The following is a 23,459-nucleotide window of genomic DNA, read 5'->3' on the forward strand; positions in this document are numbered from 1 at the left end:
AACATTTAATGAATATTATGGCAGATAAAAAAACATTGATATTAGGCGCAACTCCAGACGCATCGCGTTATGCTTATTTGGCAGCTAACCGCTTGAAAGGACATGGACATACTATAGTTAATGTTGGTCAAAAAACAGGCGAGGTGGCAGGTGTACCTATTGAGAAGCCTGAAACTATACACAGTGATATTGATACCATTACCTTATATGTAGGCACAAGAAATCAGGAACCGCTATATGATTATATATTAAGCACACATCCGAAAAGAATAATTTTTAACCCCGGTACAGAAAATCGTGAACTACAGGAGATGGCTAACCAACGTGGTATTGAAACAGTTTATGCCTGTACGCTGGTAATGCTTTCTATTGGAGAATATTAAAGTATTTGTGCTGACCGGTTAGTAAGGTGAGAAGTAAGGGCGACCCTATTGGGTACGCCTTTTTTGTTATACAGTGGTTGGGCGTTTTTATAAAACAAATTCCTTTGTATTTTCGTAAAAATCAATACTGTAAGTTGCGGAGAAAGATTAAATTACACCAATTCTGCAATATCCACAGCAATGTGGCCCTATTATAACCTGTAAAGAATGCGTGAACGTTTGATAAGATGGCATAGCCTCGTGCTTGTAATTTTAGCTGTCGCTTTTTATTGCCTGCCTGTATATGCGCAACAACTATCGGGGAAGCAAAATGTTAAGTTTACGCATATTACCACTGCCGATGGCTTATCTCAAAGTACGGTAACCTGCATTTTAAAAGATAGATATGGCTTTATGTGGTTTGGTACCGAAGATGGTTTGAACCGTTATGATGGTTATCGTTTTATTATTTACCGCAACAATTTAAATGATAAAAACGCCATTGCAGGCAACAGTATCACCACCCTTTACGAAGATAAAACGGGTAACATATGGATAGGTACCAAAGAGGGGCTCAGCAGATATAATCGCACTAATAACAACTTTGTTAATTACACTGCAAAGCCGGGTGGGTTAACAAATTCCAGTATAAATAGTATATGCGAGGATAATGATGGTAACATATGGGTAGGTACATTAATGAACCTTAACATCTTAAACCCGCGTAATAACAAAATTGAATACTTGCTGGCTGACGGAAAACCCGGCAGTTTAAGCAATACCAGGGTAACATACATTCTTAAAGATAGCCAGCGCAGGTTATGGGTGGGAACTAATGATGGATTAAACCTGTACAACCCGGCCAATGGTAAATTCAAAGCCTACTATCATGATGCGAAGGACGAAAACTCATTGGCAAGCAACTACGTCAAGGTGCTGGCTGATGTGGGAAACGGAAGGCTGATGATAGGCACCAATGATGCAGGTTTAGATGTTTTTGACACCAAGAGCGGAGTATTTAAACACCACACATCAAATAAAGGTGATACCTCAAGCATTAGCGATAATAACGTACACGCCATAGGTCGAACAAGCGCAGGCAATTTTTGGATAGGTACTGAAAAAGGACTCGACTTTTACGTCACTCGCAATGGTAAGTTCACTACCTATATCAACTCGCCTGCAGATGTCACAAGCCTGGCAGGTTCTTCAGTAAGGGCTGTATTGGTTGATGATATGGGTACGCTGTGGGCAGCGGCAAGTTCGGCCGGTATTAGCAAATACGATAAAAGCTTATCGCTGTTTAAAGTATACAAGTATCTGTATGGCGACAAAAGAGGATTATCAGGAAGAGAGGTTACCGCATTTGCCGATGCTGATAATGGTAATATATGGGTAGCAACAGACGGGGGCGGACTTAATTTATTTAATACCCAAACCAACACCTTTAGCTACTACATGCATCGCGACGGGATGAGAAATTCCTTATCGGCCAATAATATACTTGCGCTTTGTAAAAGCAAAACTGGCAACCGCTTGTGGATCGGTTCCTATACAGGCGGCGTTGACCTGTTTGTCATTAGCAAAAATACCTTTATCAACTTTAAAAAGGGAACTGGCCCGGCGCAGCTTTCTGATGACCGTGTATTTGCCTTAATGGAGGATAGTAAGAATAATTTATGGATAGGCACCAATGGCGGCGGAGTTAACATTTTAGATGCGTCACAAAAAAAAGTTACTGTACTCCGCAGCAATTTCAATGATGAAAAGACCATCAGCAATGATGTTATCCGCTGTTTTTATGAGGATGTGGATGGAGATATCTGGATAGGTACCTACAACGCCGGAATCAGCATTTATAATACAAAAACAGGGAGCGTAACCAGGCTTAACAAAGCTAACAGCAAGCTCTCCAATAATATAATTTTCGCAATTGAGCGAGATATATATGGTAACATTTGGGTGGCTACCGGTGGGGGCCTTAACAGGTATGATGCCGCCAAAAAACAATTTGTAACCTATACAACCCAAAACGGACTTGCCAACAACAACATTTATACAATTGTGCCCAACGGAGCGTACTTATGGCTAAGTACCAACAATGGCTTAACGCGTTTTGATATAAAGCGTAACAGTTTCAAAAACTTTAATTTAAGAAATGGTTTACAAGACCATGAGTTTAAGCATAACGCCGGCTTACTGTCTAAAACAGGCGAGCTATATTTTGGCGGTGTTAATGGGTTTAACCGTATTAACCCTAAGTACATAACCGGAAATCAGAATATTCCTGAAATAGTGATCAGCGGTTTTGAGCTGTTCAATAAACCGCAATATGTAGGTATGCCCGGCTCGCCGCTTAAGCAGGCTATAAGCGATACCCGCAGCATTACACTTAACTACAAACAATCCATATTCACTTTTGAGTTTGTAGCGCTGGATTACACAGTGCCCGAAGAGAATGATTATGCCTACATGTTAGAGGGCCTTGAAACCGACTGGAACTATATAGGTAACAGGCACCGGGCAACGTACACCAACCTGAATCCGGGTACTTATACATTTAGAGTTAAGGCCGCCAACAATGATGGTGTTTGGAATGAGAAGGGGATAGCTGTCGAGATAACCATACTGCCGCCTTTTTGGCTAACATGGTGGTTTAAAACTTTGGTGCTGCTGTGTGGTGTGGTCATACTCATATATCTCTATAACTATAGAATAAGAACCATCAAAGCTCAAAAGTTAGTGTTGGAGCGGCAGGTATCTCAACGTACAGCGGAAGTGCGCCAACAAGCCGAAGACCTTAAACAACTCAATAATAATTTGATTGAGCAAACGGAAGAATTGCAAACCCTTAATGAGGAATTGTATGAACAGCGGATGCAGGAAGAAAAAGCCAGGGCCGATGCTGAACAAGCCCGCTCAGATGCAGAACAGGCCAATAAAGCCAAAAGTATATTTTTAGCCACCATGAGCCATGAGATACGGACCCCTATGAATGGCGTAATAGGTATGGCGGCTTTATTGGGCGAAACCAAGCTTACCGAGGAACAGCACGAGTATGCCGAAACCATCATTCATAGCGGTGAGGCTTTACTGAACGTGATAAATGGTGTGCTTGATTTTTCAAAGATCGAATCAGGTAAGATGGACCTTGATCCGCATGAGTTTGAGCTGAGGGTTTGTATTGAGGAGGTGTTTGACCTGTTCGCTAAGAAAACTGCCGAAAGCAATATTGACCTTATTTACCAGATAGACCACCGCTTGCCGTCTTTATTAATTGCTGATGGTACGCGCCTGCGGCAGATATTGATTAACCTGGTAAGCAACGCCATTAAATTTACCCATCAGGGCGAGGTGTTTTTAAATGTTACTTTGGTTAAGCAAACCGGTAGCGAGTTTGAAGTGGCTTTTGAGGTGAGCGATACCGGCATAGGTATCCCTACAGAAAAAATACCTTATCTGTTTGAGGCGTTTACCCAGGTGGATTCGTCAATTACGCGCAGATATGGCGGTACCGGCTTGGGCTTAGCCATTAGTAAGCGCCTCATCCAATTAATGGGTGGCGATATTACCGTTGATAGCAAAGAACACGAGGGTACAAAATTCAGGTTCACCATAAAATGTAACGCTTTGCAGCATGACCGGCTGGAGGCATCGGCCTTGCCGGATATCGAAAACAAAAATATACTCATAGTTGACGACAACGCTACTAACCTTAAAGTGCTAAAAGCCCAGTTGGAGGTTTGGAAATTGAATGCCACCTCCGTGCACTCTGCAGCTGCCGCGCTTGATCTGTTAGATAGCGGGAAGCATTTCGACATGATCATTACAGATATGCAGATGCCTGAAATGGATGGCCTGGCATTCACCCGGATAGTTAAAAAGGTATATCCGCAAATACCGGTGCTATTGTTAAGTTCTGTTGGTAACGAGTCGCAGAAAAACTACCCTAACCTGTTTGCAGCCACATTAACCAAGCCGGTTAAACAGCATCACCTCAGCATGGCCATACAAAACGAGTTTAAGCATAAGCAGTACATGGCGGTTAACGAGGCCAAAAGCAATTCGGTTTTATCAATTGGCTTTGCTACAGAGAATCCTGTTAACATATTGGTAGCCGAAGATAATCCCATCAATCAGAAGCTCATATTACGAATTTTAGAAAAATTAGGGTACGAGGCAAGGTTAGCCAACAACGGAAGGGAAGTTTTGGAAGAAATTGGCAAGCAGGTGCCGGATATGATACTGATGGATGTACAAATGCCAGAAATTGACGGACTTGAAGCTACAAGGTTGATACGTAAAATGTCGGCCATAACACAACCTTACATAGTTGCCATGACGGCTAACGCCATGCCCGAAGACCGTGATGATTGTTTTGCTGCCGGCATGGATAACTATATTTCGAAACCTGTTAAGCTTGATCTGCTGGTGAGTGTTTTACGCGAAGGGTATATAAAGCAAGGCAATAAATAAAGATCACACTAAGGTGTCCCAACAACATATGCGTTAACTGTAATTTTGCAATGCATTGTTAATTTATAGTGTATTGTAATTAAGTGTATTAACAAATATTGATTGCAGCTTTGGGACAAACTTTAGGTCGGCAATGCTAAAGTTTTTCAATTTTGGTCCACCAAATGGGACAGGGTTCAATACACTAAGCTCATGCCTGGTAAAAAGCAAAGGCCAATAGCGTTTAACTATCGGCCTTTGCTTTGGTGGGCCTTACTTAAAATTTGTAAGACAGCGTGGTTTGAAACATGCGTGGAGGTATAGGGTTAATGCTGTAATTCTCGTGTACCAGGTAATTGATCTCGTTGGTAATGTTAGATAACTTGCCCAGCAGTGATAACTTTTTATAAGTATAACCTGCCGAAAAATCAAACGTAGCGTAATCTGTTAAATTGATTACTGCACCGCGTTGCAGGCCATTTTTAAGCGTGTTGAAACCACTGTTGCGTTTGCCGGTGTAATAGCCGGAAAAGCCAAGTTTCAACCCCTTTAAAGTGCCCTGGTCAAATGTGTAAAACAAGGTTCCGTTAGCCGTGTGGGGGATAGTGCCGATAACGCGTTCGCCCTCTGTAATTCCGGCTGTAGTGGTTGGCGGATTAGTATTAGGGTTAGTAACAACTATAGGCGCCGTTTTTGTATAACGGAAATAGTTATAAGAGTAACCCGCTATAAAATACCAGTTGTTTGATAATTTACCGGTAATGTCAACTTCAACACCATCGCTGGCGGTTTTGCCTGCAAATTCTTTGATGTTGGTGTCGGCGTTTGGCGTACCGTCTGCCTTGGTTAGTGCAGTTTGAGCAAAACGATTATTCAATATCCTGTAAGCCGTTACATTTACTGTTAATCTTCCGTTCAAAAATTCATTTTTTACGCCGGCCTCATATTGGTCAATAATAGATGGCCCCATAGGAGATCCATTTAAATCAACACCTGAGTTAGATGTAAAGTTATTGGCGTAGCTTAAATACAGCGAAGTAGTTTTAATTGGCTGATAGATCAAGCCCAGTTTTGGAGAGAAAGCTTTGTCTACTTTAATACCGGTAATGCCTGTACTGCCTCCCAGGGTGGTAGCACCTGTTTCTAAGTTATAAATTGATGTTCTTGGCGTTCTTTGCAGCGTATAGCGTACGCCTGCCAATACTTTAAACTTTTGAGTTAGCTCGATCAGATCCTGAGCAAATGCTCCCATACGGTAAATAGGGGCAACTGTATTTTGATAAAGCCTTGTAAAAGGTATGTCTTTACTGGTTGCAAAAGTTGATGGGTCGAGCAAATTGAAATCATAACTTGGTGACGTTGTTGATCCGTTTGCGTATTTAAAGGCACCGGTTGTTGTGCGAGATTGGTCAGCATCAGCACCAAATAACAAAGTATGTTTAACAGAACCAGTATAAGCGCTTCCGGTTAAATTGATCTGCTCGTTGTAGGTATACTCCTGCGTATTTGACCTCGTTAGCGTCCGCGGAGCATATCCTAACGGCTTACTTGCGTCGCTGCCATTGGCCTGTGGTCTTTCTGCTCCAAAATAATTACGACCGTATGATTGGAAAGCAGTTATAACATTTAGCTTCCAGTTGCTGTTAAAACGGTGTGTTAAGTTAGCTTGTGTTGTAACTGTGTTGGTATTGTTGTACGCCCATGCCATGTTTACAAAAGCGCTTCTCGGCAGATCAGGTATTTTGCCCAAAACGGTTCCTATTCCAAAATCGGGGGTGTAGTTGCTTTTCAAATAATCGCCCTGAACAATCAACTCGGTTTTATCGCTTATTTTAAATAGCAAAGATGGATTAACATAAAAGCGATCGGTTTTAACCACATCTCTAAAGCTGTTGGCGTTTTCCTTTGTAGCAATTACTCTAAAAGCTATGCTTTTGCTGATAGGGCCGTACAGGTCAACTATAGGTTTATACATATTGTAACTGCCCACGCGCATGCTTACCTCGCCACCCCAGTTAAATTTGGGCTTTTTGGTAACCAGGTTCACCACCGCGCCACCTGTAACACCACCGTAAAGCAACGCGGCGCTACCTTTTAATACTTCAACTGATTCCAGCGTACTGGCCTCCGGCGAACCGCCGATGGATGATCGCGCGCCGTTTTTGAATATATTGTTAGCGCCAAGGCTATAACCACGAGCGAAGAACGAATCGCCGGTTGAGCCGCGGTTTTCACCCAGGGCTACGCCGTTCACGTTTTTCATTACGTCGGCCAGGCGGTTCATTTGCTGGTCGGATATAAGGATGCTGTCTATAACCTGAATGCTCTGAGGCACATCTAAAACACGCAGCCCCGATTTGCCAACGTTAACCGGTTTGTTAAGGTGATTGGAACCTGCTATAACTACCTCGTTCAACTGCGATGAGTTTTCGGTGAGCGTAAAGTTAAGGTTGCTTTCTTTACCCGGTTCAACAGTTACCTGCTGTTCCTGCGTTTGCATACCTACAAATGATACGCGTACTGTATAGCTGCCCGGTTTAATACCGGTTAAGCGGTAGTTGCCGCCATCATCAGTTGTTGTTCCTTTATTGGTGTTAATAATGCCTACGCTAACGTAAGCAGCTGCTTTGCCATCGCTTGTTTTTACGTGACCGCGAATGCTGCCGTTTTTCTCCGTTTCATCATCGGCCAAAACAAGGCGACTGATGAAAAGCAAGGCAACAAAAATTGTGTAAAGTTTCTTATTCATTATGTTGTTTTTATTTAGACTGATTCTAATTGCAGCAAAGATAGGTTCAAATCTAATCCTGTCAAGTCTTATTTAGAATTAGTATAAATAATTAAATATCAAGCTGAAGCGGACTTTTGGAGATATTAAAAATTGATTAGAGGATGGCAAGCGTGTGAATAAAACGTCAGATTTTGGTCATCGCAATGCTCTCAACTTCGTTGGTTTGGCAGGAGTTAGATAGCTACGGAACTTATTACTGTTAATCTTTTAGCTTAATGCAAGCAGAATGCTTGCAACATTGTAGGACGAAGCTGAAAGCTTCGACCAGTGGGGCGATGAGTTCGCCATAGTTGCTGAACAGTTTGAAGCAACTGAGCACTTCCCCTCCAGAGGCGAACTTCACCCGCCACCTCTTTGCGAGGTACGAAGCAATCCCGAAATGATAGGTGATAAAGCTATGAGTAGCACAGCGTTAATGTCGCTTTGGCTTATCGCTTCATTACCGCTCAATTGCCGCGGAGGCTGTTACTTTTGTCTTGTCTATAAATCGGATGGTATTCAACCGCTCAACAACTTCGCATTTCCAACACCTTACTGCGCATTATTGAGCAACAAAACCCCAGCTGCTATTAAAGCTATTGCCAACAAAATTGCCATGACTATTTTTATAGCGCTTAACGGTCGTTCGCCAATAACCTCGCCGGTGCTGGCGTTGATGGTAAATTGGTACAGTTTATTGTTGTAAGTATAGGCGCTTACCCATGCTGGCAGCAGTAAATATTTTACAGCATTGTTATTGTAATCGGTATCCGTGTCGTTAATACGTTGCTCGTCGCCGCCTATATCATCCCGTATGGTATCATGAATGGTATTTACGGTTTGTGCCTGTGCTTGTTCAAAACCACTTTCCGGACTTACCTGGTAGGTTTCTGATCGGAAACCGCTTAAATATTGTTCATTGAATTTTTTGAGTTTACCAAAGTTCCAAGGACCTAACTTTTGCAGCGTTTTTGCCGGTAACGAATGGCTGGCAGGTACCTCAAGGTTTTTAAACTCACAATTAACCGTGCCGCTGGCGTAACTCCAACTGGTGTGCCGCACCCTGCGTGTTTTGGTTTGCGTTTGGCCGTTTACCGTTTCGGTGTAGGTTTCGTCCGTATAATAGTATTGGCCGCGCTCACCGGTATAATGAGTGGTAGTGTCGGTATCATAAGTAAAGTAGGGCAAATACACGCCAGTTAACGCCGATGCGCTGCCGTTAACCTTCTTCGCCAGATCGTTAGGCGCCCACCAAAGACCCTTCAACCATTTGTTAAAAAAATCAATACCTTGCTCTTTGCCAATATCAAAAGGCAAAACATAGTGCGGCGGTACATATTGCCTGCCGCTATCAGCTTTAACAACCAGGGGTGACGTACAAAAGGCACATTTATCTGCTGATAAAAATGCATCCATCACCGTTTGCGAGCCGCAATTGGTACATACCACCATCTTAACCTCGTTATTGGGCGGCAGCGCAGCAATGCCTGATATAAACTCATCCAGATCAACCGAGATAATTTTCTCATTTTGTTCTTGTTCAATATTACTGGTTTGCCCGCAATGGTCACATTGCATAGATAAGGTGCCGGGCTTGAAAAAAAGCATAGCACCACAACCGCCGCATTTAAGCGACTCGTTTACCTGTACGGTTTTAACATCGGCCATTTTAGCGGTCAATTATAATAAGGTGATCCAAAATTTTATTTAAGCGATTGGCGGAGGTACAGCAGCTAACAGTTCGGCAACTTCGGGCAGGGTATTTGCCGCCGCCCAGTTAGCCATCCCTTTTTTCCAAACCATGGTGGTTTTATCAACTTGCCTGTTGCTAACCATGGTGGCAACATCCTGCAGACTATGCGGCCCATCGGCTTTGCCATTAATTGCGATGTGATATTGCACAGCCGATGGTACAGGCGGCGGAAGCTCACCATTACTATCCGACCCTACCTGCGTAGGTTTAAAAATATTGCCTACCTGACCCATCATGGCGGCGCCAACTCCCAAACCCATCCCGGCGGCGCCTAAATTTCCGCCAATGCTGTTTTCGGCAGATTTTTCAATGGCGTTTGCCGCCTGGTATTGCGCGTACGCACCCAAATTGCCTAAAATACCCATTTGGCTGCGTTTATCTAAAGCGGTTTCTACCTCTGGTGGTAACGAAATATTTTCAACCAGCAGCTTAGACAGGTTAAGCCCCATCTCTGTAAAATCGGGCTGAATGCTGGTAGCAATAAGTTGTCCTACTTCATTATAATTAGCGGCGAGGTCTAATACGGCAATTTTTGATTCGGCAACGGCATCCATACCGCGTGCACTTACTATGTTGCGCAGTTGTTCCTTAACATCGCCTACAATAAATTGCGGGTTGGTGGCCGAGATCCGGGTGATGAACTGTTTAGCATCATGCACGTTGAAGTTGAATGAGCCAAAGGCGCGCAAACGCACGGGGCCAAATTCGGCATCGCGTATCATTACCGGGTTTTTAGTACCCCACTTCTGATCAATAAACGTGCGTGTGCTCACAAAATATACATCCACTTTAAACGGACTTTCAAACGTATACTTCCAGCTCATTAAAGTGGTAAGTACAGGCATGTTTTGTGTAGTGAGCGTGTGGGTACCGGCGGTAAACACATCGGCTATCTGGCCCTCGTTGAAAAACACGGCCACCTGAGATTCGCGCACAATTAATTTGGCGCCCATTTTAATGGCGTTATCCTGTCGCGGAAATTTCCAAACCAGCGTGTCTTGCGTGGTATCAACCCACTCAATTACATCTATAAATTCGTTTAATAGTCTGCTAAAAAGGCTCATATTAGTAAGGTTGTATCAGGGATAAATATGTACAAAAAACTGCGGCTGTGCAATTACACCTGCTTGTTTGTTTTTGAATTAGATGTACTGAGCAGTTTAATGTTACACAGGCTTAAACCAACGTAACAAGCAAAAACATCTTAGAAGTATTAATCCTATTCTTATTTGGATTTAATCTAAATAAATTATTTCTTTGTCACGTGAAAATAATTGCCCCTACGTAAATCAAAAAAAGAAAAGCCGGTGATCCGTCGCCAAACATCACACCGGCCCATGTTAACAGATCAGTTCAATCCATTAATCATTTCAGTTCAAAGCTATGAATTCTTTATTACTATGCAGTAATAGTTTTACCCCATCTCACCTATCTCAAAAATTACTTAACCTAATTACTTTACTGTTATTAACGCTTAGCTTTACTACTGCAAACGCACAGCAAAACAGCAGTGTTAACGGCGTTGTAAAAACCACCGACGGCAGCCCGGTTGAAATGGCTACCGTTACCATTCCCTCACTAAAACTCAGTACTGCCACCAACGAGTATGGCGAGTTTACCCTTAACCGTATACCGGCAGGTATCTATATAATTGAAGCACGTTACCTCAGCCTTGCTCCGCATCAAGTGGAGATATCAGTAACGGCTGGGCGTAAAAATTCAGTCAACCTTACGCTGTCGCAAACCTCGCAGCAGTTGCAGGAAGTAAACATATCATCAGAAAGGGCTAACAAATTCGCCTCCAAAAAAACCGACCAGGTGGCACGTATGCCCCTGGACAATCTGGAAAATCCGCAGGTATACACTAGCATCCCTAAAGAGTTAATTGCCGAGCAGCAAATAGTTGACTTTAAAGAAATGCTGCGCAACGCGCCCGGCGTTGTGCCCAATAATAATCCAGCAGGTGGTACCGGTGGAACAATCAGGGGTTTTACAGCTACCACAACAGTTAGAAATGGTTTGGCCGTACAGTCGTATCAGTCAGATCCAATCAATATTGAGCGTGTAGAGGTGATAATGGGGCCGTCGGCCACGTTGTTTGGTTCAAGTATTGTTGGTTTTGGTGGTTTGATCAACCAAGTCACAAAAAAACCTTTCGAAACCTTTAAAGGCGAAGTTGGCCTTACGTTGGGCAGTTATGAGCTGAGCCGCATTACCGCTGACGTTAATACGCCACTTAATGCAGATAAAACAGCGCTGTTGCGGGTGAACGCGGCATCTCATAAAGAAAACTCGTTCCAGAACTTTGGGCATAAACGCATGAACACTTTCGCTCCAAGCTTTTTATATAAGGCCAGCGATAAACTTACCTTCTTACTGGAAGCAGAGTTTAATAAAACCGATCGCTCAACGGTGGCCTACTTCCAGAACTTCAATAAAACCACTTACAAAAATTTTAAAGATATCCCCATTCCTTTCCGTACCTCTTTAGGGGGCGCTAACCTTGGCGCCGAGTTAACAGCGGTTAATTACTATGCCGAGGCTAAGTACAAAATGTCTGACAACTGGACCTCAACCACCAGCATTGCTTTTGGCGAGAACAACATTGAGCACAGTCACCAGATCTATCCGCAGTGGACAGCCGATAACAAATTTGACCGTACCATATCCAGCTATGGTCCGCGTATTTTTACCTCGTGGAACGCGCAGCAAAACTTTAACGGCGACTTTAAAATTGGCAGTCTGCGTAACCGTTTGTTGGTTGGGGTGAACTACTACTCTTTCCGTAGCTTTTTAAGATTTACGCCAACCGGTTTGTATGATAAGATTGACCTTTCCACCTCGCAGAGCATACCTGCAATCAACCTGGAGCGGGTGAACGCTATAGGCGCAACCGTAACGCAAACCAACACCGAAAACAACCAAAGCTCCTATAGCGCCTACGCATCAAATGTATTGAACATTACCGACAGGTTAGCTGCCATGATGAGCCTGCGTGTTGATCGTTTTATGAACGAAGCGCCTATTAATAATGGCGTAGTTGCAACAACCGGCAATTATAATCAAACGGCCCTCTCGCCTAAACTGGGTTTAACCTACCAACTGGTAAAAAACCAGGTTTCGGTTTTTGGTAATTATATGAATGGTTTTCAAAACGTGGCTCCGGTTACGCAACCCAACGGAACCGTTGACATTTTTAAACCCCGTCAGGCAAACCAGTTAGAGGGCGGTATAAAGGTGGAGGCCTTTAATAATAAATTGAACGCCACCATAAGCTATTACGATATTAAACTGAATAATGACACCCGCGTGCAGAACCAAATTACTGTTCAGGATGGTAACTCGCGCAGCAAGGGTTTTGAAGTTAACGTAATTGCCAACCCGGTTGAAGGCTTGAACATCACCGCGGGATACGCCACTAATAACTACAAAATAACAAAGGCCAGCACACCTGCAATGGAAGGCCTTTACCAGGCACAGGTGCCTACCAAGTATGCCAACTTTTGGGCCAGCTATAAATTTATGAGTACTACGCTTAAAGGTTTAGGCTTTGGCGTGGGCGGCAGCTACGTGTCTGATTGCTTTTTTGACGCGGGCAATACGGTAGTTATTCCTTCATACACGCTGGTTAACACGGCAGTGTTTTATGATCAGTCTAAATGGCGCTTCGGCATAAAAGGAAATAACCTTGGCAACCAGCAATACTGGAGCAACTGGGGCATACAAGAATCTTTGCGCCAGGTGTTAGGCACTCTAACTTTTAAATTCTAAACCTTGAACCCTTGGTCTGTCGGGTGTAATGCCCGGCAGACTATTTTTTGCTGAAACAATATGTTAAGTACAACTCCGCGCGCATCATCAGGTAGTAAAAAGTCGGTATTTCGGAAGATGTCCGAGTGGCTGCATCTTTGGCTGGGCCTTTTTTCGGGTATTATTGTATTTGTGGTTTGCCTAACAGGAGGCATCTGGGTGTTCAGGTATGAGGTTTGGCATTTTACCGAGCCCTATCAGCGTGTTGAAGTGCAACAAAAAAACTATCTGCAACCTTCAGAACTGGTGGAACGCTCGCGCAGGTATTTGGCCTCAAAAGGTGAAAACCCCGATACGCTTGCTTCCCTTACCTTAGGTAAAGCGGGTAAATCGGCATTTTGCATTTTTGATCTGGGCGGGGAGAGCCACGCTTACATTTACCTTAACCCATACACCGGCCAGATCCTGCACGACAAACGCGAGGCATCACCCGCCGAGGCCTTCTTTATTTTTGTGAGGGCCGGGCACCGCTTCTTTTGGCTGCCGCAAAAAATTGGTAGTCCGGTGGTGGGTTCGGCGTGTATAATATTTATTATAACGCTACTAACCGGACTAATATGGTGGTTCCCTTTAAAATGGACGAAGAAGACACGTGATAAAAGCTTTAAGATTAAATGGAACGCCAACTGGAAACGCGTCAACATTGATCTCCACAACGTAGTTGGCTTTTATGCCCTGCTGTTTATTATGACGCTAACCATATCCGGAGTTGTTTTTACATTTGATTGGTTCGAGAATGGCTTATACCGCAGTTTGACGTTCAGAGGTCTGCCCGAAACGAAGCAAGCCAACCCATTTTCTGATACCACATTGGCTACGCAAAGCAGAAAGTTTGTTAAGGTAGAGGATAAGATAATTAACCAACTGGTAGCAGAGCACCCCAACTTTGGCCGTATTCAGCTGGTTATGCCCGGAAAAAAAGAACAACCTTATCAGGCAACAGTTTTCTCGGGCGATGGTACTATTATTTATGACCGCGATGTGAGGTATTACGATCAGTACACTTTGAAATCTTTACCCCCAACCAATCCGATACTTACGCCTTATGCGCAGGCTTCAGCAGGAGAGAAGCTGTTCCGCATGAATTTTGATATACATACAGGCCAGATACTTGGCCTGCCCACCAAGATCATTGCTTTTTTTGCTTGTATAATAGGTGCCAGCTTACCCATAACAGGTTTTATTATTTGGTACAACCGCAAATGGGGGAAAAAGAAAACCGCCAAACGTAAAAAGCGGTTGGCCAAACCCAACTTACAAACTGTTTAACATTTCCTGCCTTATCAAATTAGTCCCCGCGGAGTTGTGCTGCGGGGATTTTTTAGTCTGTTACGCTTTATTGGGTGAAGCTTTTAGCTTCCACCTAAAATACGCTAACATTAAAGCTTAACGCAAGCAGGATGCTTGCAACATTGTAGGACGAAGCTACAAGCTTCGACCAGTGAGCGGTGACCAATGGCCAATGACCAATGACACGATCAAACCCCCAGCTTAGCCAAAATCTCCTGTATAGAAAAAGTGGCCCCGCACACAAACTCGTCAGATGCGCCATAGTATATAGTAATAGTGTCGCCATCAACCACGTGACCGTTGGTAAATACCACATTACCGAAAAATCCGCTCAACTCGTACGGTTCGGTAGGTATCATAATAGGATCTTTGGCATGGGCTATAACTTTAGTGGGATCATTGAGGTCCAACAAAAACGCGCCTAAGCAATACTGGTGCTGCTTGTTGGCACCGTGGTAAATTTCCAGCCAGCCCTTATCAGTTTTGATAGGAGCGGCACCGGCACCTACGCGGGTGCTGTCCCAACTGTCTTTGCGGGTTTTAATAATACATTGGTGGTTACCCCAGTGCACACCATCCGGCGATTCGGCAATCCATATAAAATTGCCGCCAATATCAACGCTGCTTGGCCGGTGCAGGCAGTAATACTTGCCGTTTATGCGTTCTTCAAAAATGGCGCAATCTTTATTATGGGGTGGCAGTATCATGCCATGGCGTTCAAATATGCGCCAGTTTTTGGTGGTGCGCATACCCACACCCACACCATTGCCGGATACGGAGGTGAAGGTGAGGTAAAATGTATCGTCAATTTTGCTAACGCGGCAATCCTCAATACCAAATGCCTCCAGCTTACCAATGCCGAAAAGAGCGTTAGGTCCTTTAGGTTCGTAAAAGTTAATGCCATCATCGCTGCACAGCAAACGCAGGTGCGATAGGGTAGTGAGATAATCCAACCCCATGTAACGGATCACGCGCGGGTCGGTAGTGATGAGTTCGGGATGCTCAGCAGGGAGTTCAATAATTTCAGTCTTACCCATTTCATTCAAAACAGGGAAAAAGATAGAGCCTTCCTTTTGCACCGCGTTCTCGGCCACGCGAACAATTAGCCATGTCTTGCCCTCAAACCTAAACACTCCCGGGTTAAGCAGGCATATAATATGCAGGCCCTCCTCGCTTGGCGGCAGGTCGGCAGGTTTTAACAAAGGGTTTTGCGGAAAGCGGCGGGCAATATCTGTCATAGCTATATAGTATATATATAGTAACAGTATATAGTAGTATATGGTTTGATTGTCTGAACTAAGATTTTTAGGATGATGAAGATTGTTGGATTTCCTTGCCTACATATAATATATATACAACAATCCTATAACCAAAAAAATCTTACAAATCTTAGTTCAGACAATTTTAGTTTGCGGAGCAGCGGCCAATATCCTCAACTCTTTCGGATAATAATTATTGACGCGGTTAGGCAGCAGTTTGGCCCAACCCAACGGTAAACCGTCAAATGTCATTAAACTCCACCCCTTATTATTAGTGTTAATGCTGATGTTGTCGCGGCGCAGGTATTGTATAGCTTGGTCTTTTTCCAGTTCGGTTTGCAACACAGCCTCTTTATTAATAATAGTGCTTAGGGCCAGCTCGTGGTCGGGTATCACATCTCGCCCGGCTACCTTACCAATGCGTACGCCCGATTTTTTGATGTATAAACGATGCGATATCAGGCTCAAGCTTTCCTTGTGGCTATTATTAATAGCCAGCCAGTCATCGCTAACTTTAAAAAAGTAAAAGTTCTCAGGTTCCGTTATATAGTTACGAACCAGTTCCAGCTCGTGTTTATCCACCTTTTGGTTATTGTTGTTTTTAAAGGATGCCGGATCTTCGGCACTTTCCTTTTTACGCAGACAGGCCGCAAACAAACCTTCGCCCTGCACCTGTCCCGGATAGAAGCGATAACCCCAGGCCTGCTTAGCTGCAGATTGGGTTTCAACCACAACCCACTCCTTATTAATAGGTATGCGGATGCTTTCCATATTAAATTGCGTACACAGCCAGTCGAGTATATCCTCATTTTCCTGGTGCGAGTAGGAACAGGTACTATATATAAGGTAGCCATCTTCTTTTAGGGCGGGGTAAACATCGGCCAATATGCGTTCCTGCCGTTGATGACAAAGGTTTACATTGGCTTCGCTCCATTCGGTCATGGCATCCGGGTCTTTCCTGAACATACCCGAGCCCGAGCAGGGTGCATCAACCAATATTATATCGAAAAAACCGGGCAGGCGTTCAAAGTCTTTCGGGTCGTTATTGGTAACTATAGTGTTGGATGTACCCCAGCGGGTAAGGTTATCTGCAAGGATAGGCACACGTGTCTTGATAATTTCATTGGCTACAAGCAAGTCGTTGGTGGCGAGTACCGAGCTTAGTAAAGTGCTTTTACCACCGGGTGCCGCGCAAAGGTCAAGCACCTTTACCGGCTCCGGTTGTTTTATATACCTATATATAGTATCAATAAACATAGATGATGCCTCCTGTACATAATAAGCTCCGGCATGAAAAAGCGGATCGAATGTAAAGGATGGCCGCTCATTTAAATAGTACCCTTCGGCGCACCAGGGCACCCTTTCATCAAGTTTCACCCCTGTTTTTTTAAAAGGATTAAGCCTTATACTGGTTGGTGCAGCTATATTTTGATGTGCTTCAACAAAATTTGTTGGGTTAAAACCCGGCTCATTTTGCAGCGATTCAAGGAAATTTACAGGGAAATGCGCGTTTTTCATACGTTTCAAATATATCAAATTACCTAAAGTAAGTATTGCAATGTGCGGTTTATGCTATAGTTTGAACTGTAAAACAGTGAGTTACAATGCTATTTAAAAAAGTGAAAATTGTTTTTGCCAAAATGCCTTTTCTGCTTACATTTGTAACCCGGCCAGTAAGAAGGCAGGTTGTTATTTGAAAGCTAAAGAGTAGCGAAGAGTTTTAAAAAAAAGTAAAAAAATACTTTACAAATTGAAAAACTTTCCTACCTTTGCAGCCCGCAAACGAAGGAATGCGGTTGTACATTGAGAGGGGTTAGCGAGTGATGAATGGGAAGCGAAAGCGGAACGGAAAACGAGCTAACAGGAAAGGGAAGAGAGGCCAGAAATTATTTTAAAATAAAATTTGGAAAAAGAAAAAAGATTTCTACCTTTGCAATCCCAAAACGATGGGAGCTGAAAAGCGAAAGACGGTGAGCGAATCACCTGATCAACAAACAGAGATTTAGCCGCAGCAATTGCGGATAAAATATATCGGAACCGAGACGGGGAAGAGAAAAGTTCTTTTAAAAGATGCAATCATGTAGCGAGCAGTTAAACCATCAGGTTGAGCTGTTCAATATTGAAGAAGTTAGTAATAAGAATAGATTGAAACAGGGAAGGGTGTTGTATAAAGATATATAACAAACAGAACTAAGATTCTATTTAGACAATTCCAAAGAATTAATAAGTAGAGTCAGGAAAAGTTCGAACTCAAAACATTTACAATGGAGAGTTTGATCCTGGCTCAGGATGAACGCTAGCGGCAGGCCTAATACATGCAAGTCGGACGGGATAGGAGAGCTTGCTTTCCTTGAGAGTGGCGCACGGGTGCGTAACACGTATGTAACCTACCTTAATCTGGGGGATAGCCTCTCGAAAGAGAGATTAACACCGCATAACATTATTGAATAGCATTATTTAATAATCAAATATTTATAGGATTAAGATGGGCATGCGGAACATTAGCTAGTTGGTGTGGTAACGGCATACCAAGGCTACGATGTTTAGGGGATCTGAGAGGATGACCCCCCACACTGGTACTGAGACACGGACCAGACTCCTACGGGAGGCAGCAGTAAGGAATATTGGTCAATGGACGCAAGTCTGAACCAGCCATGCCGCGTGCAGGAAGACGGCCCTACGGGTTGTAAACTGCTTTTGCAGGGGAATAAACCTTCGTATGTATACGAAGCTGAATGTACTCTGAGAATAAGGATCGGCTAACTCCGTGCCAGCAGCCGCGGTAATACGGAGGATCCAAGCGTTATCCGGATTTATTGGGTTTAAAGGGTGCGTAGGTGGTTTATTAAGTCAGGGGTGAAAGACGGCAGCTTAACTGTCGCAGTGCCTTTGATACTGATGAACTTGAATGAACTAGAGGTAGGCGGAATGTGACAAGTAGCGGTGAAATGCATAGATATGTCACAGAACACCAATTGCGAAGGCAGCTTACTATGGTTTAATTGACACTGAGGCACGAAAGCGTGGGGATCAAACAGGATTAGATACCCTGGTAGTCCACGCCCTAAACGATGAATACTCGATGTTGGCGATATACGGTCAGCGTCTAAGCGAAAGCGTTAAGTATTCCACCTGGGGAGTACGCCCGCAAGGGTGAAACTCAAAGGAATTGACGGGGGCCCGCACAAGCGGAGGAGCATGTGGTTTAATTCGATGATACGCGAGGAACCTTACCCGGGCTTGAAAGTTAGTGAATAGAGCAGAGACGCTCTAGTCCTTCGGGACACGAAACTAGGTGCTGCATGGCTGTCGTCAGCTCGTGCCGTGAGGTGTTGGGTTAAGTCCCGCAACGAGCGCAACCCCTATGTTTAGTTGCCAGCATGTAATGATGGGGACTCTAAACAGACTGCCTATGCAAATAGAGAGGAAGGAGGGGACGACGTCAAGTCATCATGGCCCTTACGTCCGGGGCTACACACGTGCTACAATGGTCAGTACAGAGGGCAGCTACCTGGCAACAGGATGCCAATCTCACAAAGCTGATCACAGTTCGGATCGGGGTCTGCAACTCGACCCCGTGAAGTTGGATTCGCTAGTAATCGCGTATCAGCAATGACGCGGTGAATACGTTCCCGGGCCTTGTACACACCGCCCGTCAAGCCATGGAAGCTGGAAGTACCTGAAGTCGGTAACCGCAAGGAGCCGCCTAGGGTAAAGTCGGTAACTGGGGCTAAGTCGTAACAAGGTAGCCGTACCGGAAGGTGTGGCTGGAATACCTCCTTTCTGGAGCAATACCCACCCTCGATCTGTTCTACTAACAGCATCAATAAAGAGCAGGAGTGCTCGATACATGATTATCTTTTAAATAATAAAACAAAAAGAAAACCCAAAAGATGAAGCCATCAGTGGCGGTAACATCTGAGAGGCAGGATTGTAAGAGATTACGATTTGCGATTACGAAAATCCGAAATCGTGAGTCCGACATCCTAAAACAAGAAGTCCTGTAGCTCAGCTTGGTTAGAGCACTACACTGATAATGTAGGGGTCAGCAGTTCAAATCTGCTCGGGACTACGAAGGTGAGTGAAACATATCACAGATTCATTAATTGGGGGATTAGCTCAGCTGGCTAGAGCACCTGCCTTGCACGCAGGGGGTCAACGGTTCGAATCCGTTATTCTCCACCAAGTATAGCGAAAGTATATTATATATATGATTAGGTTTACGAACGTTCTTTGACATATTGGAAGAAGTAATTGAAAAACGAGAAAACAACAGTAGGGACGTTGTTAAGAAGTTAGTCAATAGTCAACAGTTATTAGCAATAATGACTAGTGACGAATGACCAATGACTTAATGACTGACTAACTAATAAAAGCATACATACCGGCGCAAAAGGCGGTATAGTAGAAGAAAGTAAGAAAGGGTACACGGGGGATGCCTTGGCTCTCAGAGGCGATGAAAGACGTGATAAGCTGCGATAAGTTACGGGGATTTGCAAATAAGATTTGATCCGTAAATTTCTGAATGGGGAAACCTAACTAGTTGAAGACTAGTTGCAATAGCGCAAACCTGCTGAACTGAAACATCTAAGTAAGCAGAGGAAGAGAAAATAACAATGATTTCCAGAGTAGTGGCGAGCGAAATGGAAGAAGCCCAAACCTATATTGTTACGGCAATATAGGGGTTGTAGGACCACAACATGACTTATAAAATGAACCGGAACGGGGTGGGAAACCCGGCCATAGAGCATGAGAGCTGCGTACGGGTAAGTAATATAAAGATAGTGGTATCCTGAGTACCGCGAGGTCGGAGACGCCTTGTGGGAATCTGCCGGCACCATCCGGTAAGGCTAAATACTCCTGAGAGACCGATAGTGAACCAGTACCGTGAGGGAAAGGTGAAAAGAACCCCGAACAGGGGAGTGAAATAGAACCTGAAACCGTGTACTTACAAGCGGTCGGAGCGGTTAACACCGTGACGGCGTGCCTTTTGCATAATGAGCCTACGAGTTACTCTTCATTGGCAAGGTTAAGTGTTTAAGACACGGATCCGAAGCGAAAGCGAGTCTGAATAGGGCGCATAGTCAGTGGAGGTAGACGCGAAACCTTGTGATCTACCCATGAGCAGGTTGAAGGTGCCGTAACAGGTACTGGAGGACCGAACCGATAAACGTTGAAAAGTTTCCGGATGACTTGTGGGTAGGGGTGAAAGGCTAATCAAACTGGGAAATAGCTCGTACTCCCCGAAATGTTTTTAGGAACAGCGTCGTGGTAGAGTTATAAAGAGGTAGAGCTACTGATTGGGTGCGGGGGAGTCAAATCCTACCAAATCCAGACAAACTCCGAATGCTTTATAATATACACGGCAGTGAGGCTATGGGTGCTAAGGTCCATGGCCGAGAGGGAAAGAACCCAGACCATCAGCTAAGGTCCCCAAATTACCGCTAAGTTGAACTAACGAGGTCCGATTGCACAGACAGCTAGGATGTTGGCTTGGAAGCAGCCATTCATTTAAAGAGTGCGTAACAGCTCACTAGTCGAGCGATCGGGCATGGATAATAAACGGGCATTAAGCGGTATACCGAAGCTATGGATTGCATGTAAATGCACTGGTAGGGGAGCATTCTATTTGCGGTGAAGCAGGAAGGTAACTGACTGTGGAGGGAATAGAAAAGCAAATGTAGGCATAAGTAACGATAAGGCAGGAGAGAAACCTGCCCACCGAAAGACTAAGGTTTCCTGATCAACGCTAATCGGATCAGGGTTAGTCGGGGCCTAAGGTGAAGCCGAAGGGCGTAGCCGATGGATAACTGGTTAATATTCCAGTACGTTTTATAACTGCGATGCAGTGACGGAGTAGTGAAACTGACGCGAACTGACGGAATAGTTCGTTAAAGGCCGTAGGTATAGGAGAGGTAGTTAAGTACGCCTTTTTTGCTGAAAGCTGATAGTATCTCGAGCCTTCGGGTAAGGGAATAGTTCAGGTAATCAGACTTCCAAGAAAACCTGCTAAGCTTCAGGTTATAAAACCCCGTACCGTAAACCGACACAGGTAGTCGAGGAGAGAATCCTAAGGTGCTCGAGTGAATCATGGCTAAGGAACTCGGCAAAATGGCCCTGTAACTTCGGGAGAAGGGGCGCTGGTAGCAATATCAGCCGCAGTGAAAAGGCCCAGGCGACTGTTTAACAAAAACACATGGCTTTGCAAAATCGAAAGATGACGTATAAGGCCTGACACCTGCCCGGTGCTGGAAGGTTAAGAGGGGATGTTAGTCGCAAGGCGAAGCATTGAATCGAAGCCCCAGTAAACGGCGGCCGTAACTATAACGGTCCTAAGGTAGCGAAATTCCTTGTCGGGTAAGTTCCGACCTGCACGAATGGTGTAACGATCTGGGCGCTGTCTCAGCCATGAGCTCGGTGAAATTGTGGTATCGGTGAAGACGCCGGTTACCCGCAACGGGACGGAAAGACCCCATGCACCTTCACTACAACTTAACATTGATATCGGATACAGGATGTGTAGGATAGGTGGGAGGCTGTGATCCTGCTTCGCTAGGAGTAGGTTAGCCAACGTTGAAATACCACCCTTTCTGTATTTGGTGTCTAACTCGACACAGTCGAGGACATTGTTTGGCGGGTAGTTTGACTGGGGTGGTCGCCTCCAAAAAGGTAACGGAGGCTTTCAAAGGTAAGCTCAGTACGCTTGGTAACCGTACGCGGAGTGCAATAGCATAAGCTTGCTTGACAGTGAGACAGACAAGTCGAGCTGGGTCGAAAGACGGATATAGTGATCCGGTGGTTCTGCATGGAAGGGCCATCGCTCAAAGGATAAAAGGTACGCTGGGGATAACAGGCTGATCTCCCCCAAGAGCTCATATCGACGGGGAGGTTTGGCACCTCGATGTCGGCTCGTCACATCCTGGGGCTGGAGAAGGTCCCAAGGGTTGAGCTGTTCGCTCATTAAAGTGGCACGCGAGCTGGGTTCAGAACGTCGCGAGACAGTTCGGTCCCTATCTGTTGTGGGCGTTGGAAGTTTGAGTGGGGCTGACCTTAGTACGAGAGGACCGGGTTGGACTAACCTCTGGTGAATCTGTTATGCCGCCAGGTGTACTGCAGAGTAGCTACGTTGGGAATAGATAAGCGCTGAAAGCATCTAAGTGCGAAACTAGCCACGAGATGAGACTTCCATTGAGGGTCGTAGTAGACTACTACGTTGATAGGTTACAGGTCTAAAGGTGGTGACATCATAGCCGAGTAATACTAATCGCCCGAAGCTTTCTTCGGTTGGAATATAGGGGTGCAGAGCAATCTGCACCCTGACAACACAACACAGATAGTAAATTAATACTGTTGTTTTCTCTACAATTCAATCACTTCTTTCAATCATTGTCTTAGATATGAGACGTGAGATATGAGATATGAGACGTTAGTCTGTATCGCACAATCTCTTCTTACATCTATAAAATATTGATTTGTTATTGAAATGAGTCTCAAATCTTATATCTCAATACTCAGATCTGAAAACCTTCAGGTGCCTATATCGGCGGTGTCCACCTCTTCCCATTCCGAACAGAGAAGTTAAGCCCGCCAGAGCCGATGGTACTGCGGTAAAACGTGGGAGAGTAGGTCGGTGCCAAATTTTACTCAGAAACCCTTTCATCTAACCATGAAGGGGTTTTCTGTTTTTATAACCTTCCCTTCTATAACCTCAATTGGTGGGCATATTACCCCTATACAATTTAAAGTCCTGCCATAACAAG

Annotated in this window: 9 protein-coding genes, 2 tRNA genes and 3 rRNA genes; 9 read left to right on the forward strand and 5 right to left on the reverse strand. The window is 44.5% G+C overall.

Annotated features, from left to right (window positions below):
- Nucleotides 1-17 precede the first annotated feature (17 nt).
- Both CLV57_RS05670 and CLV57_RS05675 read left to right on the forward strand, forming a co-directional pair.
- Nucleotides 18-383: a CoA-binding protein gene (locus tag CLV57_RS05670; protein ID WP_100341324.1), complete on the forward strand. Its 366-nt coding sequence runs from the start codon at nt 18-20 to the stop codon at nt 381-383.
- Nucleotides 384-590: 207 nt separating this feature from the next.
- Nucleotides 591-4,838: a hybrid sensor histidine kinase/response regulator gene (locus tag CLV57_RS05675; RefSeq protein WP_100340351.1), complete on the forward strand. Its 4,248-nt coding sequence runs from the start codon at nt 591-593 to the stop codon at nt 4,836-4,838.
- A 256-nt stretch (nt 4,839-5,094) separates the two neighbouring features.
- Here CLV57_RS05675 and CLV57_RS05680 read toward each other — a convergent pair whose 3' ends face one another.
- From CLV57_RS05680 to CLV57_RS05690, 3 genes are all read right to left on the reverse strand, one after another.
- Nucleotides 5,095-7,566: a TonB-dependent receptor gene (locus CLV57_RS05680; protein ID WP_100340352.1), complete on the reverse strand. Its 2,472-nt coding sequence runs from the start codon at nt 7,564-7,566 to the stop codon at nt 5,095-5,097.
- A 573-nt stretch (nt 7,567-8,139) separates the two neighbouring features.
- Nucleotides 8,140-9,255, reverse strand: a complete 1,116-nt coding sequence (locus tag CLV57_RS05685) for a hypothetical protein (protein ID WP_100340353.1) — start codon at nt 9,253-9,255, stop codon at nt 8,140-8,142.
- 39 nt (nt 9,256-9,294) lie between these two features.
- The gene (locus CLV57_RS05690; protein ID WP_100340354.1) at nt 9,295-10,404 is read right to left on the reverse strand and encodes an SPFH domain-containing protein; all 1,110 of its coding nucleotides are present in this window, start codon (nt 10,402-10,404) and stop codon (nt 9,295-9,297) included.
- 319 nt (nt 10,405-10,723) lie between these two features.
- Between CLV57_RS05690 and CLV57_RS05695 the strand changes: the two genes are divergently transcribed.
- Together CLV57_RS05695 and CLV57_RS05700 are read left to right on the forward strand one after the other, a co-directional pair.
- Nucleotides 10,724-13,111 (forward strand): TonB-dependent receptor, encoded by a 2,388-nt coding sequence (locus CLV57_RS05695; protein ID WP_100340355.1) that lies wholly within the window; start codon nt 10,724-10,726, stop codon nt 13,109-13,111.
- Nucleotides 13,112-13,171: 60 nt separating this feature from the next.
- Nucleotides 13,172-14,419 (forward strand): PepSY-associated TM helix domain-containing protein, encoded by a 1,248-nt coding sequence (locus tag CLV57_RS05700; RefSeq protein ID WP_100340356.1) that lies wholly within the window; start codon nt 13,172-13,174, stop codon nt 14,417-14,419.
- Nucleotides 14,420-14,628: 209 nt separating this feature from the next.
- On the opposite strand, the gene CLV57_RS05705 is transcribed toward CLV57_RS05700, so the two are convergent.
- Together CLV57_RS05705 and CLV57_RS05710 are read right to left on the reverse strand one after the other, a co-directional pair.
- On the reverse strand, nt 14,629-15,678 hold the full coding sequence (locus tag CLV57_RS05705) for a glycoside hydrolase family 130 protein (protein ID WP_100340357.1): 1,050 nt from the start codon (nt 15,676-15,678) through the stop codon (nt 14,629-14,631).
- Nucleotides 15,679-15,834: 156 nt separating this feature from the next.
- Entirely contained in the window at nt 15,835-17,217 is a 1,383-nt protein-coding gene (locus CLV57_RS05710) for a methyltransferase RsmF C-terminal domain-like protein (RefSeq protein ID WP_100340358.1), read from the reverse strand.
- A 743-nt stretch (nt 17,218-17,960) separates the two neighbouring features.
- Between CLV57_RS05710 and CLV57_RS05715 the strand changes: the two genes are divergently transcribed.
- From CLV57_RS05715 to rrf, 5 genes are all read left to right on the forward strand, one after another.
- A 16S ribosomal RNA gene (locus tag CLV57_RS05715) occupies nt 17,961-19,482 on the forward strand.
- 214 nt (nt 19,483-19,696) lie between these two features.
- Nucleotides 19,697-19,771, forward strand: a tRNA-Ile gene (locus tag CLV57_RS05720).
- A 36-nt stretch (nt 19,772-19,807) separates the two neighbouring features.
- Nucleotides 19,808-19,884 (forward strand) — tRNA-Ala (locus CLV57_RS05725).
- Between the two features lie 222 nt (nt 19,885-20,106).
- A 23S ribosomal RNA gene (locus tag CLV57_RS05730) occupies nt 20,107-22,983 on the forward strand.
- Between the two features lie 243 nt (nt 22,984-23,226).
- Nucleotides 23,227-23,338: ribosomal RNA gene (rrf, locus tag CLV57_RS05735) — 5S ribosomal RNA — on the forward strand.
- Together the 16S, 23S and 5S rRNA genes with 2 tRNA genes alongside form the textbook arrangement of a ribosomal RNA operon.
- Nucleotides 23,339-23,459 lie beyond the last annotated feature (121 nt).

It is taken from the genome of Mucilaginibacter auburnensis (assembly GCF_002797815.1).
Classification (GTDB): domain Bacteria; phylum Bacteroidota; class Bacteroidia; order Sphingobacteriales; family Sphingobacteriaceae; genus Mucilaginibacter; species Mucilaginibacter auburnensis.